Annotated in this window: 11 protein-coding genes and 1 pseudogene; 8 read left to right on the forward strand and 4 right to left on the reverse strand. The window is 56.1% G+C overall.

What is annotated here, in order from left to right; all coding sequences use genetic code 11:
- Window positions 1-25: 25 nt before the first annotated feature.
- Complete coding sequence (rhrA, locus tag ACZ5A6_RS26635) at window positions 26-985, reverse strand: rhizobactin biosynthesis transcriptional regulator RhrA (RefSeq protein WP_173998653.1); 960 nt, start codon at window positions 983-985, stop codon at window positions 26-28.
- A gap of 161 nt (window positions 986-1,146) precedes the next feature.
- Between rhrA and rhtA the strand changes: the two genes are divergently transcribed.
- From rhtA to htpG, 3 genes are all read left to right on the forward strand, one after another.
- Complete coding sequence (gene rhtA / locus ACZ5A6_RS26640) at window positions 1,147-3,399, forward strand: TonB-dependent siderophore receptor RhtA (RefSeq protein ID WP_464111509.1); 2,253 nt, start codon at window positions 1,147-1,149, stop codon at window positions 3,397-3,399.
- Between the two features lie 416 nt (window positions 3,400-3,815).
- Entirely contained in the window at window positions 3,816-4,034 is a 219-nt protein-coding gene (locus ACZ5A6_RS26645) for a DUF4172 domain-containing protein (protein WP_464111510.1), read from the forward strand.
- A gap of 202 nt (window positions 4,035-4,236) precedes the next feature.
- Entirely contained in the window at window positions 4,237-6,129 is a 1,893-nt protein-coding gene (gene htpG / locus ACZ5A6_RS26650) for a molecular chaperone HtpG (protein WP_464111511.1), read from the forward strand.
- Between the two features lie 297 nt (window positions 6,130-6,426).
- Here the strand turns inward: htpG and ACZ5A6_RS26655 are convergent, their stop codons facing one another.
- The 3 genes from ACZ5A6_RS26655 to ACZ5A6_RS26665 all read right to left on the reverse strand — a co-directional run bounded on the left by ACZ5A6_RS26655 (window position 6,427) and on the right by ACZ5A6_RS26665 (window position 8,868).
- A complete protein-coding gene (locus ACZ5A6_RS26655; RefSeq protein WP_464111512.1) occupies window positions 6,427-7,146 on the reverse strand; it encodes a class I SAM-dependent methyltransferase in 720 nt (239 codons plus the stop codon).
- Window positions 7,147-7,175: 29 nt separating this feature from the next.
- The gene (locus ACZ5A6_RS26660) at window positions 7,176-7,886 is read right to left on the reverse strand and encodes a YbhB/YbcL family Raf kinase inhibitor-like protein (protein ID WP_464111513.1); all 711 of its coding nucleotides are present in this window, start codon (window positions 7,884-7,886) and stop codon (window positions 7,176-7,178) included.
- An 88-nt stretch (window positions 7,887-7,974) separates the two neighbouring features.
- Window positions 7,975-8,868, reverse strand: coding sequence for a helix-turn-helix transcriptional regulator (locus ACZ5A6_RS26665; protein WP_464111514.1), 894 nt, complete (start codon window positions 8,866-8,868; stop codon window positions 7,975-7,977).
- Between the two features lie 570 nt (window positions 8,869-9,438).
- Between ACZ5A6_RS26665 and ACZ5A6_RS26670 the strand changes: the two genes are divergently transcribed.
- The 5 genes and pseudogenes from ACZ5A6_RS26670 to ACZ5A6_RS26690 all read left to right on the forward strand — a co-directional run.
- Window positions 9,439-11,292, forward strand: coding sequence for an ABC transporter ATP-binding protein (locus ACZ5A6_RS26670; protein WP_464111515.1), 1,854 nt, complete (start codon window positions 9,439-9,441; stop codon window positions 11,290-11,292).
- 551 nt (window positions 11,293-11,843) lie between these two features.
- Entirely contained in the window at window positions 11,844-12,302 is a 459-nt protein-coding gene (locus tag ACZ5A6_RS26675; protein WP_272870263.1) for a pyridoxamine 5'-phosphate oxidase family protein, read from the forward strand.
- Between the two features lie 166 nt (window positions 12,303-12,468).
- Entirely contained in the window at window positions 12,469-12,786 is a 318-nt protein-coding gene (locus ACZ5A6_RS26680) for an ATPase inhibitor subunit zeta (RefSeq protein ID WP_019565897.1), read from the forward strand.
- A gap of 670 nt (window positions 12,787-13,456) precedes the next feature.
- The gene (locus tag ACZ5A6_RS26685) at window positions 13,457-14,275 is read left to right on the forward strand and encodes a universal stress protein (protein WP_464111516.1); all 819 of its coding nucleotides are present in this window, start codon (window positions 13,457-13,459) and stop codon (window positions 14,273-14,275) included.
- A gap of 76 nt (window positions 14,276-14,351) precedes the next feature.
- A pseudogene (locus ACZ5A6_RS26690) lies at window positions 14,352-15,298 on the forward strand (alcohol dehydrogenase catalytic domain-containing protein); the annotation flags it as partial.
- Between the last annotated feature and the right edge of the window lie 63 nt (window positions 15,299-15,361).

The raw sequence follows: 15,361 nt of genomic DNA on the forward strand, positions 1-15,361 counted from the left end.
CGGTGTCACGAGACGCCTTAATTCCTCACAGGTTTTTTGCCTCGTCAGGCGCCGTCATGCGGCGCAGGTCTGTCGGGCGTATTCCGTAGCGACTGCGGAAGGTGCGATTGAAATATGACAGGTCGTTGAAACCGACGCTGTAGACGATCTGGCTGATCGGAGTTGCGGTGTTCTCGGCAAGAATCAGGCTCTTGGCGAGCACCAGCCGCCGCTCCAGCACGTAGCGCGAAAAGGTCGTGCCTGTCCGACTGAAAAGCTTCTGGATCGCGCGCGGTGTGATGCCTTCGGTGCGTGCCACATCAGCTATCGAAAACGCACCGTCGGCAAGATTTTCCTCAACCATCGCCTTGATCGCTTCAATGCGGTTTTGCGGAACTGCCGAAGGCGCAACCTCGTTCCCATATCGGGCGAGAACGGGAAGCAGGGAGTAGAAGTGCGCCACCATCATGGTGGCATGCTCTTTGTCCTGATGGTCCTGTTGAAGAAGATATCCTGCATAGTGGGTCAACAACTGCAATGGCAGGCATTCTGCTGAAAAGGGCCGCAACAAGATCCGGTCGATCGACTTTCGAGCAAGGGTGAGGGCGGCATGGGGAAGATGGGCGCAGTCGAGGCGCCCGCCTTCCGGCAAAATAATTTCCGATGCCATATCCGTAGGAAGGATGATGACATCACGGGGTTCCAGTTCGAAAGTGTGCTTGCGATGATGGACAATCAAGGTTCCGTCAGTTGCACGCAACATCGCGATATCGGGCCTGCCGATCCCATGAGCTGTCAGCCGCAAGGGTGTTTTGGGCAGGTAAACGGTTGCGAGAGAAAGGTTTTCGTGTTTCCAGACAAGGCCGGTGACGCCCGCCAGATCACCGTCTTCAACGGTGATTGTTGCTTCTCCCAACATGTCCAGAAGGATTGTGCGGCAGACCAGTCTGCTTTCTGGATCAGGTAGCGAGAGGGTTCCAAGTTTCAGGGGGCGGACAACTTCCATGAAAAATCAAACCTGTCTTTGCTGTTGATGTTCGCATCTATCCAAATCGGGTTCGTTCCCATCCAAGCCCGGCGGTTTCATAGCGCATAAAACATGATCAAAACAGTCTTGTATTTTCCGGGGCACGACTTGGAAGATATTTTTTGCGCATTGGGGGCGACATGATCGGAAAATGGAATGTCGGCGTTAGTCTTGTGGCTATCGTCGTCGCAATCGGGAGCGGCAACAACGCCGTTCAGGCGCAGGATACGTCTCAGAACGCGCAGTCAGACAATGGTTCTACGGTGCTGGAGCCGATCGTTGTAAGTGGCAACCGTATACCCCAGCAAATCTCGCGGACGGCGCGAACGATTTATGTCGTTGATGCACAGGCCATCGAGGCCGAAGCCCGTTCAGGCAAGTCGCTTCAGCAGATTCTTGCTGAGAGAGTTCCAAGTTTCGATCCCGCCAGCGAAGGTGCGCGCACAGCCTATGGCCAGAACCTGCGGGGACGCACGGCCCTCATTCTCATCGATGGTGTTTCGATGAACTCGGCACGCTCCCTGAGCCGCCAGTTCGATGCAATCGATCCCTTCAATGTCGAGCGTGTCGAGGTTCTGTCTGGCGCGACGGCAATCTATGGCGGCAATGCAACAGGTGGTGTCATCAACATCATCACGAAGAAGGGGAAAGATGCGCCGGACGGTTTGCGCGGTGAAGTGACGGCGGGCCTTGGCAGTGGCTTTGGCCGTACCCGTGACCTTGACCGCAACGGTGCAGGTGCCGTGACCTATAACAGCGAAAACTGGGATGCGCGTTTCTCCATCGCTGGCAACCAGACGGGAGCCTTTTACGACGGCTCCGGCACGATGCTCACCCCCGATATTACCCAGACTTCCACAGCATTCAACAAGCGCATCGATTTCATGGGTACTGTCGGTTTGCAGATCGATGACGACAGGCGCCTTGAGGTGTCCGGCCAGTTTTATGACAGCGCCCAGGATTCGCCGTTCGGGCTTTATCTTGGCGCAGGCCTTGCCGGGATCCGCAATTCCAACCTGGTTGAAACGCGGGACGGATACCGATCGGATTTCGACCCCCGCACGCGCCGTACCATGGTAAACGCGACTTACACCGACAATGATTTCCTGGGGCAGGCACTGCTTCTGCAGGGCAGTTTCCGGCGGGAAGAAATCCGGTTCCACCCGTTTCCCGGTAGTGCGATTTTCTCGCCCTTCGTCTATTTCGGTGGCAGCTCGCAGGATACCGATTACTATAGCCTGAAGGCAGCGATGATCTCGGAGCCGCTGGACGGGCTTAAGGTGACATATGGCATCGACGCCGACCGGGATTCGCTGAGTTCCAAACAGAACGTCTTCGATTTCCTGACAGTCGCGACGACCGGTGCGATGGACTTCAGGACACGCGGCATTACCGGGCTTTATCCCGATATCGATGTCTCGACCCTGGCCGGTTTCATCCAGGCATCTTATGAGGCGACGGACCGGCTGACGGTCAACGGTGGTGTGCGTTATCAATATGTCACCACCGACGTATCGAGCTTCGCCGGCGCGGCACAGCAGGTCGCCGTTCTCAACCGGGTCGGCTCCTCTGTGGATCCCATTCCCGGCGGGGAAGTCAGCTACGATGCGGCTCTGTTTAACGCCGGCGCGACCTATGAGCTGACCGATACGCAGCAAATCTATGCCAATTTCGGCCAGGGTTTCGAGCTTCCTGACCCGGCAAAATACTACGGGATCGGTAGCTATAGGCTTGTCGGGGGCCGTTACGTCCTCCTGGACAGCGTCAATGTTGCCGACTCCGCACTCCAGGCGATCAAGACCAACTCTTTTGAAGTCGGTTATCGTTTCAATGACGATAGCTTCAGCTTCCAGACCGCGGCATATTACTCGCTCTCCAACCGATCCATCGAGTTGAACCGCACGACCCTGGCTGTTGATGTCGTTGATCGTGAGCGACGTGTCTATGGTCTGGAGGCCAGCGCCAGCGCGACACTGGATTACGGGTTTGATGTTGGCGCATCCGGTCACTGGGTGAAGTCGGAAATCAAGTCTGACGGTAACTGGGAGAAGGAAAGCATCGGTACCGCCAGTGTTTCCAAGCTCGGCAGTTATATTGGCTGGACGAAAGATAACTTCAACATCAAGCTGGCTGGGCAACATGCCTTCAATCTCAGCGACGACGACAGCCGGAAGATTGATGGTTACACCCTGTTCGATCTAACGGGTGCCTATCGCTTCGAAGCGCAGGACACAACGCTTCGCTTCGGCGTGATGAACCTGTTCGACAAGGATTACACAACCATATGGGGCGCGCGCGCCAACGCGCTTTATGGTGCTTTGGCCAATGAAGCCGTGTTTGACTACAAGGGACGCGGACGCACATTCGCCGTTTCATTGACGAAAGTTTTCTGATGGATCATCAGGGCGGCATGTGGCGGGGATCTTTACTCCCGCCACGCGCCGCCAGGTCAGCGCAATGACCGGTCTGACCTGCTATGGTGCCTTCAATCTCCATGGCTGCGAAACAGTCGGGCTTATCGGGAGGGCGCGCGTTCTGGGCGCGGGCGCTGAAGGATAAGCGGCAATTTCGATATTTCTAAGGCTCGCAGTGGTGGAAAGATCGCGGTTGCTGACATGTCGGCAATGCGTCAGGCATCGAGTGTCTGGAAGCCGCCCTGTTTGAATGTCTGTCTTCCACATCTGCCGCGCTTCGATTTCTGACGCTGTCGGACAATGGCCAGGCAGGGCTTGAAAACGAATTTGCGGCCCAACGGCTCTGCGCGCAGCTGATATCTAGCTTTACCGCATCTGCAATGTGGACCGATAGGATGGGGCAGACGCCCGTTCTCCGGGACGGCGAGGTTATCGGTGCTGTTCGGCATTTCAACGAGGACAACAGCAAACAACGTTGTATCGAGTTGCTGGGCGATGAAGCGGTCAAGACTTCAGAAGTTGAGGGGGGAATTTATGGACCGCGTGAGGCTCCCGTCATCATTGCGCCGGAGTTTCGGTCGGTAACGATTATATCTCTGCTGACTTACCGGTAAAAAGCTACGGAATGTCATCTTTTTCGCAGCACTATTTGCGCGGAGGTTGTTGGCGCAATCTTAAAGGCTCACGGAAACTGAAAATCGGAAACAATCTAGTCGAAAGACGATCCAGGAACGCTGGCGCAAGCGCTAGATAGCGCTTGAAATATGACTCTGGAAAAACCATTTGACCGGCGATTTATGTGCAATGGAGGTATCAATGACGACCGTACAAGAGCGCCAGCCCGAGCAACACGTATTCGAAGCCGATGTCAGCCGACTTCTGCACATGATGGTGCATTCGGTCTACTCGGACAAAGATGTATTCCTGCGCGAATTGATCTCGAACGCGGCGGATGCTTGCGAAAAGCTGCGGTATGAGTCGATTTCCAATCCGCAACTCTCGGCCGATGGGATCCAGCCGGGAATTCTCGTGACGCTCAATGAAGAGGCGCAGACACTCGTTGTCGAAGACAGCGGCATTGGCATGGACCGCGACGAGATGATCGACGCGCTCGGTACGATCGCGCGCTCGGGGACAAAAGCATTCATGGATCGGCTTGAGGCGGCCAAAGCTGGAGAGAAAGCGCAACTGATCGGCCAGTTCGGCGTCGGCTTCTATTCATCGTTCATGGTCGCTCACCGGGTCGAAGTAATCTCGCGCCGCGCCGGCAAGGACGAGGCCTGGAAATGGTCATCCGACGGCAAAGGAAGCTATGACATTGCTGCGGTCGATCCGGGACAAGCACCGACACGCGGTACTCGCGTCGTGTTACGTCTCTTGGAAGATGCAAAGAAATATACGAGCAAATGGACGGTGGAGGAGATCATTCGAAACCAGTCCGGCCACGTCCCCGTACCTATCCGTCTGGTCGAGAAGGAGGGTGCCGAGCCCTCACAGGTATCCGATGGTGCAGCGCTATGGATCAAGCAGAAGAATGAAATATCCAAGCAGGATTATGTCGATTTCTATCGGAGCGTTTCAGGCCAGTACGACGAGCCGCTGAGTAACGTCCATTTCCGCGCTGAGGGCCGACACGAATATACGACTCTTGCCTTCATACCCGGTTCTCAGCCATTCGATGTGTTTGATCCGGACCGACATGGTCGGATGAAGCTCTATGTGAAGCGCGTCTTCATAACCGATGATGCAGAACTGCTACCGCGCTATCTGCGCTTCGTCCGTGGCATCGTTGATACTTCGGATCTGCCGCTCAACATCTCCCGCGAGATGATCCAGGAAAGTCCGGTCCTCGCGGCCATCAAAAAGGGCGTGACGAGCCGGATCCTTTCTGCGCTGGAAAAGATGGCCGAGCACGACGGCGAGACCTTTGCCAAGTTCTGGGATATGTTCGGGGCTATTCTCAAGGAAGGCATCTACGAGGACTTCGAACGGCGCTCACAGTTGCTGAAGCTGGCACGCTTCCGCAGCACCGTATCGGACGAGGCGACACGAAGCCTGGCTGACTACTTGGCCACGATGAGGGAAGGACAATCGGCGATCTATTATATTAGCGGCTCCACTTTGGACCAGCTGAAATCGTCGCCGCACCTTGAGGGTTTCCGGGCCAAAGGGATCGAAGTCCTCCTGCTTACAGATGGCGTCGATAACTTTTGGCCGACCAATGTGCCAGATTTTGAAGGCAAGCCATTTAAATCTGTCACCCAAGGTCTTGCCGATCTGAACACTGTTGCCGGGGAGGGAGGCGCTGATGAGGCTGGTCGGCAAGCTTCTCCCGAGGTTGGAGCCTTCATCGATTTCGCGCGAAGCGCCCTTGGTGAGGAGGTCGCTGACGTGCGTATTTCTGATCGGTTGACTGAAAGTGCGGTCTGCCTTGTGGCGTCGGATTATGGCCCCGACCGCCAACTCGAAAAACTCCTGAAAGGCGCCGGGCGGTTGCAAACAACGTCGAAGCCGATCCTGGAGATCAATGGGCAGAGCGAACTTGTGAAAAACATTGCTTCAATGGGCGATCAGGCGTTCCGCGAGGATGCTGCGTGGCTTTTGCTTGACGAAGCCCGCATCCTTGACGGGGACAAACCAGCCAACCCGCGCGCGTTCGCCGATCGGCAGGCCAGGTTATTTGCCCTTGCGATGAGAACCGTTAAGTGACAAGCCTCGGCAAGGCGGCCTTTGGCTGCCTTGCCAACACTCGGCCGAAGAGGACGATTGGTGGTTGCCGATGTTGCGCAGGTTATCAATGAGTCTGACGGCGTTGTCTCAAATGATGCATCATGACAGCGCCAATTGCGCTCGGCAGAGCCCCTTCAGTGCCGCTTTACCCTCTGGAAGATGCAACTGCACTGCAGAGCCCACCATAAGTCATCATTGGAACTGTAGACTGCCAGGGGCCCGTTATAGAACCCCTGCAGATTTCATAAACTGCTGATGCCAGGTCTTGCTGCTATCTCAAAGGTTCGTAGTGGCTTGCGGCTCGCCCTGACGCCGACCACTGAGCACCGCGAAACGCCATGCTTTAAAGCTGCAGTCCACCTCGGAAAATCCCGTATCGTGCATCCATTGCAACTGGTTCTCGATAGGGGAGCAACGATCGTGGGACATCCGCTCGAGCGCTTTGGTGATTTCCTCTTCGGGTACGCCCAGCCTCCTGACCTGTTGCAGCCAGATACGGGCGTAACGGGCCTCTACCTCGCAATCATGGCCGAGTACCTGCTCGGCGTTGACGAACAGGCCCCCCTCCGACAAGGCGCTCCGAATTTCATCGAAGAGATGCTTTTTCGCGGCGTCTTCCAGATGATGGATCGCCAGCGCTGAGATGATGAGATCCCACGGACCGCCGAGTTCGGTATCGGACATGTCGGCCACGGCATAGGTAATGGCCGGATTGCCGTCGAAGCGTTGCCGGGCCTGCTCGAGCATCTTTTCGGAGGCATCGACGAGGTGGATCTGGGCATCGGGGTGGCGGGCCAGCAGCATTGCCGTGAAAAGGCCAGTGCCAGCGCCAAGATCGAGTACACGTAGTTTCTCGGCGTCCCGCCAGTCGTCGATCAAGTCGAGTGCTGTCCCGTAAAACGTATCGAAACAGGGAATAAGGCCACGCCGAAGGGCGTCGTAGCCGGATGCATCCCGATTGAAGACGGGTAAGGACGAAACATTTATCGGTGCCATGGTGTGTCTGAACCTTTCGGGATTGTAATCTACTTCGCCGTGGCGGCGGGGATCAGGCTCGGGTTCAATGAATATGTCGCTGTCGCCTTGCCGCTTGCAAGGATGTGGCCAGCCATGGCTTTTTCCACGTCTTCGCCAGTGAACGGCCCGGAAAGGCCCAGTGTCGCAACGTCGAGCGCGACCACTTCAAGGATGTAGCGGTGAACGCGCTGATCGTTTATGGGCGGGCAGGGGCCGTCGTAACCGCCATAGGTGCCTGCCATGCCATCAGTTTTGGCCAGAAAACTCGTATAGACATTGGCGCCGCGCAGTCCGTGTGGTGTCAATCCGACCGGCTTGCCGCCCAGCACGAGACCCTCGCTTTCCGTACCCTCGCCGATGGATATGATGCCGGCGGGAATATCGGCCAAAACCCAGTGGAAAACGTTGATCCGCGGCGCGTCGTCTGGAATCGTGGTACCAGGTTTATTGATGAGGCTAAAATCGAGTGGTACGTCCGGATCGGTCATCAGTAACACATAAGATCTGGTGCCCTCTGGGCCTGCCGACCATGAGACCCCCGGGCTCACGTCCTTCGCCCCTTTTCCGGGCGGGCAGAAGGCGGCGGAATCTGAAAACCGGCCAGAACCGTGAAGCCCTTCGATCTTTACGGACAGCGTGGAGTCCGCGGCCATGGGCGCTGTCGCCGAAAATGCGGCGGCCACAATGGCGGCGCATATGCTTCTTTTATTCCTGTTCATCTCGTCTCGCCTGTTTGATTTCAGTCGAGCATAGGGAACGATGCCAGTGCGGGTGGGCCCGATCTGATCAGCAATGAGCCTGAAGCGGTCAGGCTAATGGTTTTTTACGTGCCTTGCGAACGGTCGAAGGAGCCTGTCCGAAGGCATCCTGGAAGTGCCGCGAGAAGTGTGAACGCGATGCGTAGCCGGTAGCGGCTATTGCGTCGGCGACATCGGCATCCCGATCCGAGAGTATGAGGTAAGCGGCATGCATTCTTTCGGTGAGCAGCAGCGCGCGTAGTGAGTGGTTTTCGTCCCGTAGTCGCCGCCGCAGGGTGGCCTCTGACATCGACAGGGACGCGGCGACCGCGGCGGTTGACCACGCGTGATCGAGCCGGTGGCGGATCAGGAGGCGCACTGCTTCTGTGACTGAGCGGTCGACATATTTGGGCATCAATGGCAGCGCACCCTGTTCGGCCAGGATAAGCAGAACCTCGAGAACACGGTGATCTACGACGCGCCGGGAAAGGTCGAGCGCACCCGCCAGCGCCTCGCCACTATGGATGATTGCCGAGCAGAGCGTCGGACTGATCGTGATGGGCGAGCCGAGGGGTATGTCGCGCTTGGTGAGTTGCGGCCAAAGGCGTGCCGCCTCAATGACCAGGGTGCGAGAGAAGCGGACGAAGAGGGCGCGATAGACGCCAGTATCGGCATCTGTTTCATTGACAACATCAACCTCCGCACCGGCCGGCAGCACGAAGGCGTCGCCGGCGTGGTAGATATTGCGTTCCGCGCCCCACAGCACTTCTTTGCGACCTTCGATGACAATGACGAGGCCGGCTGCGGGCATGCTGAGCTCGGAAATGGTTTCCCGGTGACGGGCGACGAAGGCCGAGATGAACGGTGGATCTTCGTTTTCGAGCATCAAGCGCGTGTCGCGCTCGGCCAGCGGGCGAAGGGCATCAACGAGACGCCGCCGTAGTATTTTGTCGCTGTCACGCATTGAACAAGCTATCTCGAAATTGGATCAGGCGTCATTGCTATGTTGAAATCAAGTCGCTGTCGATACGCCGCCGAAGGGCGCTGAAAACGGAAAGGTACTGTCTGCCATTGGCGATCTTTTGGAGGGCTACAACGTCTGAAATGGTCGGATATTGCAAGCTGGCAAAGCGCCGTTATCTTGGTCGTAGAGGTTCTCATCGCGCGCCTGAACGCAGAGTGCTGGACGCCTAAACGGTTGGAATTACGTTCAGAAGCAGTCAAAGTGTTCACCGCGTTTGACGGCAGCTATTTCACTCTCGCCGCCATAAATCAGACAGTCCGGTCCCGGCCCAAGGCGAAAATAACTTCCGTTTTGGACCGTCGGGTCGCCCATTCGATCCGGCAGAGGTGCATCCCAAAGCGGTCACTTATGTTTCGGTATGATGGAGTTGCTGGCCGAGATGTGTTGGATTCGTGGCGTTGGCTCGTGCCGGACGTCGGCTTGGGAACGAGGTCATAATTGATGCCGTCGCAGAAATGCTAAAATATGCCGAGACCCTCTGATCTTTCCTCAATTGGAGTTCGAGCCCTGATGTCGATTTCCGATACGATCTATCGACCCTTTGAGACGCTGATCCAACCCCTCGACATCCCCTATCAGCCGTTGCCCGCGAAAGGCCCGGTGGCTGTTCTCCTGCACTTCATCCGGATGTTCCGCGGCATCTTGCTCGTGCTCGCCCTTTCCACAATGGCAATCGAGGCCATGAATCTGACGATTATTTGGGGACTATCGGTCATCGTTGATGGCGTGACGAAACAGGGCGCAAGCGCCTTCCTGCACAATGAATGGTTGCTTCTGACCTTGCTTGGCCTGATGCTCTTTCCCGCAATCCCGCTTGGCTCCTTTCTCGTCAACACGCTGAACTCGCATACGCTTGGCATTGGTATGCCTGCCGCCATTCAGTGGCAGGGCCACAAGGCGGTGGAGCGGCAGGATCTGGCCTTTTTCCATGATCTCTATGCTGGTCAGGTCGCCTCACGTCTGCAGCAGGTGGCCTCTGCCGTGCAGCAGCAGATCATATCGGCCTTCCAGTCCATCCCGCGCTTCGTGATGCAAATGGCTGGGTCGGTCATTCTCTTGAGCGCTCTCTCCTGGCAGCTCGCCTTGCCGACCATCGTCTGGATCACGCTTAACGTTCTGCTCGCTATCAGGCTGGCACCTGTATTTACCGAGCGCTCGCGCCGTTCCGCCAAGCGGCGCAGCCTGATTTCTGGCGCGATCACCGATCTCTACGGCAATATGCAGATGGTGAAGCAGTTTGCCGCCGAAGACAGCGAGGCGGGCGCTATCCGCGGCCTTATTGCCAAGGCCATCAGTGCCCAACAAAGTGAACAGCGGATCTACCGCACCTCGGAGGTCATTGTCGTTGTCCTCAACATGATGCACTGGCTGGCGATACTCTCGATCGGATTTACCGGGCTTGTCGATGGTTTCGTCACGATCGGCGAATTCACGGCTGCCGTTTACGTCCTCAGCCGGCTGTCTGCTTACACCTTCACGTTCCTACAGATGGGCCAACAGATCTTCCAGGCAGTCGGTACGATCAAGGACGCCATGCCCGTCATGACGACACCGCCCACCATCACCGATCGTCCAGACGCAGCGGATCTTACCATTCGCCATGGCGAAATCCGTTTCGAGAACGTCCGTTTCGCCTACAAGACTGGCAAGCCGGTTATCGATGATCTCTCGCTGACGATCCGTCCCGGTGAAAAGGTTGGACTCGTCGGGCTATCGGGGGCTGGCAAGACCACACTCGCCAACCTCCTGCTGCGCTTCTACGATATCCAGGACGGCGCGATCCTGATCGACGACAAGGATATTCGCTCGGTCACCCAATCAAGTCTGCGCCGCGTGATTGGCGTTATAGCCCAGGATGTGTCGCTGCTGCATCGTTCGGTCGGCGATAATATCCGCTATGGGCGACCGGAGGCGAGCGCGCAGGAGGTGGAAGATGTCGCCAGAATGGCTGCTGCCGACACCTTCATAACAGAACTCTCCGATAGCGATGGCCGCAAGGGCTACGACGCCTACGTCGGTGACCGCGGCATCAAACTGTCCGGCGGCCAACGCCAGCGTGTCGCGATCGCCCGCGTTCTCCTGAAAAACGCTCCGATCCTGATCCTCGATGAAGCAACTTCGGCCCTCGACAGTGAATCCGAAGCCGCGATTCAGGAGAAACTTGATCTTGTGATGCAAGGCAAGACGGTTATCGCCATCGCCCACCGCCTATCGACCATCTCCAGCATGGACCGCATCGTCGTGCTCGAAAACGGCCGCATAATAGAGGAAGGCCCGCCGGGGGAGTTAATTGAAACCAATGGTCTTTTCGCGCGGCTGTGGCAGCGGCAGACGGGTGGATTTATTCCTGACGACATCAACTGAACCCGCGTTTGCGATAAAACCCCAGTTATTCGCGACGCATTTCGGAATTGTTTGCTGAACAGATGGTCTGCTTCACGGTGAATAGTGTTGCTTCTCCAAAGGGCAGCAGACTCGGCTCCCTGTTTAACCTGAGCGTGGCGCGTTCTTCCTCCGGTCAATCGTGGGCAAAGGACAACTCAAATCGATATCGCAAATTGATCCTGCTGGATTGGGGTGGCCAGCACGCACCTGGCACAACTATGGAACCCGTCCAGCGCTCGGCGATCAAACCTCATCGCCCACAGGAGGCGAAAATCGGATAGAAAAAGGGGTCAATGTTCCGTGCTGATTTACGGGCTCTGCGTCGTCATAAGGTTCTGCGATTGATAAAGGTCAATGGCGGATGGCTGATATTTCTATTTACTAATGGATACGCTGCACCGAGATGAAAATGTAGAAACGGAAAAAGTACTTCGGACGCGGGATTTCCCGCGTGGCGGAGCGACGTTTGTACATCTCCAGATGCAAGCTCCATTTCTGAGTACGGGAGGTAAGCGATGCTGGTCCGAGAAATGACGCACAACGAGTGTCTCGCCGTCATCGCAGTCCAGAGGCTGGCGCGAATGGCGTGCGCGAGGGATAATATCCCTTATGTTGTTCCAATATATTACGCATATTCGGGAAACAGCCTTTACGCGTTTACAATGCCGGGAAAGAAACTTGAATTCCTTCGGTCAAACCCGCGTGCCTGTTTGCAGATCGACACTCCGGAAGGTGCGCATCAATGGGCGAGCGTCATAATCGACTCCTCTTTTCGGGAGTTGCCAGACGAAGACCCTCCCGTTCGGGAACGCTTACATGCTTGGGAGCTGCTTGCGGAACACTTTGACTGGTGGGAACCCGGCGCCCTGAAACCTCGATCTGAACCTCGTCGAGGGACCTCTCCACACGTCTTTTTCGCACTGGATATCGTGACTTTGAGTGGTAGAGAGGCGAGAGAGGGCCAGCCGGAGCGTGTTTTGTCGCAATAGGCGACGCTGGATTTTGTGCACTGACCTGTCCGCAGCAGTTTTGTCGGCGTGTACATGGGGCGTTTGTTGCTTTGGGCGCCGACGGGTCGAGATTTCTGCCGCACTTTCTACGCAATCGGCCAGATTCGGGTGATCCCGAATGCCGCGATTTGGGGAGAAGCGTACCATGACGATCTACGATGAACGCGAGAGAGCTGCAGAGAGGCAATATGTCCTGATGGCTGAGAAACCGTTCAGAATTCGCGCCAGGCGTGACAAAATGCTGGCGAGTTGGGTGGCCACGCTGCTCGGTCGCGATATTGCGCGTTGTCTTGAGGACATTATTGAAGCTGATTTTGCACGGGGCGACGAGGGTGTCTTGAAAAAACTGGAAAGCGATCTGGCGATCCTCGGGCTTTCGGATACACGTAATTTGATACGGCACAAAATGCAAAAATGCTTTGCCGATGCGGTAAGGGACGTTGAAGGCTCAGTGAACCAATAGACGAACTAGACCATTCCATCGTGAGACAAACATCAACGTGCCGGATCGAGTTGGGTAGTTGAAGCAGAATGCGTAAAGCGACCGCTGATGCTTAGCGGCCTTTGCCGAAACGAGGGTCAGTGCGAAGCTGACGGCTGATGATGAGCCCGCCAAGCTTAAGTTCATCACGATCAACTGGAACACAGATATTTCTCACATGCGGCGGAAGCCCACGTCGAGAAGGGCTGGATAATCTCAGGCATGAGATCAAATGGAAAGATCAAAAAGAAGCGGCTGTCGATCGAGTGCAAGCCTTGCGTGGTGTATCCGATCGGCAGGTAATGCTGTAGTGATACGTCGATGCCTGAACAGGGTTTAGGCTGCAGGAAGTCCAGCTTTGGCGGCGTCAGGCGTTTATTTTGTCGCGAATGATTGCGTGACTTTTTAACCCGTGCGCACTTCGGCGCTTCTTTTCCATGTCGCACCGTTTCCAAAATGTACGGGTGACTTGCACTAGGCCACACCTGCACCGCAGGACTGCGGGCACGGCAGAATTTTCGCGTGCTGGCTAGCGGTGTCGCTCACAGGTTACCCTTTCCCACCGGAATTTCATCGAATGGTCCATTGACGAGGATCAAGGCTATCTCACCGCAACTGCTTCATCCTGAATTGAAAGTTCAGGAGGAACAAAATGAGCTTCGCTACGCTATTGCAGATCACGACAGGTGAGCCTGCCTCGCCCGAGCCAAACATGGATTTCAATTTGGCCGATGCGATGGAAAGCCATCTTTCCGTGCTGTTGATCGGCATTGCTTCACCACCCCCCGTCGGTGCTCATATGGAGAGCGTGTCAGCAGCGTGGTTAGACGAGCGGCAGGCCGACCAAGACAGGCTGGCACGGCAAGTATTTGCTCTCGAAAATTATCTGAAAGGCAAGATTTCTTCGTTTGATATTGAGGAAGCCTACACCGAAATATTCAATCTGGACAATGTTGTCGGGTATCGAGCGCAATTCGCCGACGCTGTTGCGATCGGCCCGGATATTCTAAACGATCCTGGCGTGCGTGATGCCATCCTTGACGGAGCTCTTTTTCACGCCGGTGTACCGATTTTGGTCGATCCCTTGCGCAGCCTTTCTTGGGACAAGAACTCCGTTCTGATTGCCTGGTCTGATGCGCCGGAAACAGCTGCGGCCGTTCGGGCGAGCGTTCCCTTTTTGAAAAGGGCGCGGTCTGTCGAGATCATTGTCGTCGATCCTGACGACGATCGGGAGCTGGCGCCAGGATTGCGATCGTATCTATCTCATCAGCAGATTAGTGCTTCGATTGAAAGCATAAAGAGCGAAGGCCGGACGATAGCCGAGACGATCGAAACTTATGCGGAGCGCTTGCAGTCAAGTCTCATCGTCATGGGCGCATACGGCCACTCCCGGCTGCGCGAACGTATTTTCGGCGGCGTCACGCGCACTATGATCGAAAACACCAGGCGGCCCCTCTTTCTGGCGCGATAATACCTAAAAAAAGGGACTTGGCGCATTCGGGGGCCGACAGACGACCAGCGCAGCTTCTTATCAAGAGGAAAAGAAGATGAAAGCGCTCGTTTTTCAAGGACCAGGTCAGAAGGCGCTCATCGAAAGGCCGATTCCCGCCCTTCGCGCCGCAACCGATGCGCTGGTGAGAATGACTACAACGACGATTGCGGCACGGACCTGCATATCCTCAAAGGTGACGTTCCAAGGTGTGCACTGGGCCACATCCCTGGGCATGAGGGTGTCGGTATCATCGTGGATGTGGGCTCTGCTGTATCGCAATTCAAAAAGTGCGACCGGGTCGCTTATTTCCTGCATTTCGTAGTGTGGCAAGTGTGAACTGTTGCCGACGGGGAACGTATTCGCATTGTGCCACCGGCGGCTGGATATTGGGCAATACGATCGATGGCACGCACGCAGAATACGTCCGTGTTCCGCATGCCGAGAGCGGTCTTTATCCCAACTCACCAGGTGCAGATGAAGACGCCCTTGTCATGTTAAGTGACATCCTTCCAACGGAATTTAAATGCGGTGTCCTCAACGGCAAGGTTCAACCCGACAATACGATGGCGATCGTCGGCGTTGTGCCGATCGGATTGGCAGCGCTCTTGACGGCACAATTCTATACACCTGCCGAGATTGTTATGTTCATCTAGACGATCACCGGCTTGAGACGGCCAGACAAGTCGGTGCGACCCGGACCATCAGTGCCGATGATCCCGACGCAGCAGCACGTATTCTTGACCTGACCGACGGCGAGGGCGTCGATCCTGTGATCGAGGCCGTTGGCGTGCCCGCCACATTCGAGTTTTGCCAGGAGATCACCGCACCACGCGGCTGGTCGTTACCGTTGCCACCCCAATGCTGCTGTGGACCTTGGCGTCCGGCAAGGTCGACGCGAAGAAATTGATTACTCATCATTTCAGGCTTGACGATATTCTTGGTGCCTATGACACGTTCAGCCGTGCGGCCAGCACCCACGCGCTCAAGGTCATTATCGAGATGCAAACGGAAGAGGAAAATGTACGCAGATCTGGCCAGTCCAGTGCAGAAGGCCTGGTCGAGGGC

Source organism: Agrobacterium sp. 6Ca8 (genome assembly GCF_055382765.1).

What these genes read in the sequence shown, in the direction of transcription:
- rhrA (WP_173998653.1), bottom strand. Translation starts at nt 985, where the DNA reads ATGGAAGTTGTCCGCCCCCTGAAACTTGGAACCCTCTCGCTACCTGAT.
- rhtA (WP_464111509.1), top strand. Translation starts at nt 1,147, where the DNA reads ATGATCGGAAAATGGAATGTCGGCGTTAGTCTTGTGGCTATCGTCGTC.
- ACZ5A6_RS26645 (WP_464111510.1), top strand. Translation starts at nt 3,816, where the DNA reads ATGGGGCAGACGCCCGTTCTCCGGGACGGCGAGGTTATCGGTGCTGTT.
- htpG (WP_464111511.1), top strand. Translation starts at nt 4,237, where the DNA reads ATGACGACCGTACAAGAGCGCCAGCCCGAGCAACACGTATTCGAAGCC.
- ACZ5A6_RS26655 (WP_464111512.1), bottom strand. Translation starts at nt 7,146, where the DNA reads ATGGCACCGATAAATGTTTCGTCCTTACCCGTCTTCAATCGGGATGCA.
- ACZ5A6_RS26660 (WP_464111513.1), bottom strand. Translation starts at nt 7,886, where the DNA reads ATGAACAGGAATAAAAGAAGCATATGCGCCGCCATTGTGGCCGCCGCA.
- ACZ5A6_RS26665 (WP_464111514.1), bottom strand. Translation starts at nt 8,868, where the DNA reads ATGCGTGACAGCGACAAAATACTACGGCGGCGTCTCGTTGATGCCCTT.
- ACZ5A6_RS26670 (WP_464111515.1), top strand. Translation starts at nt 9,439, where the DNA reads ATGTCGATTTCCGATACGATCTATCGACCCTTTGAGACGCTGATCCAA.
- ACZ5A6_RS26675 (WP_272870263.1), top strand. Translation starts at nt 11,844, where the DNA reads ATGACGCACAACGAGTGTCTCGCCGTCATCGCAGTCCAGAGGCTGGCG.
- ACZ5A6_RS26680 (WP_019565897.1), top strand. Translation starts at nt 12,469, where the DNA reads ATGACGATCTACGATGAACGCGAGAGAGCTGCAGAGAGGCAATATGTC.
- ACZ5A6_RS26685 (WP_464111516.1), top strand. Translation starts at nt 13,457, where the DNA reads ATGAGCTTCGCTACGCTATTGCAGATCACGACAGGTGAGCCTGCCTCG.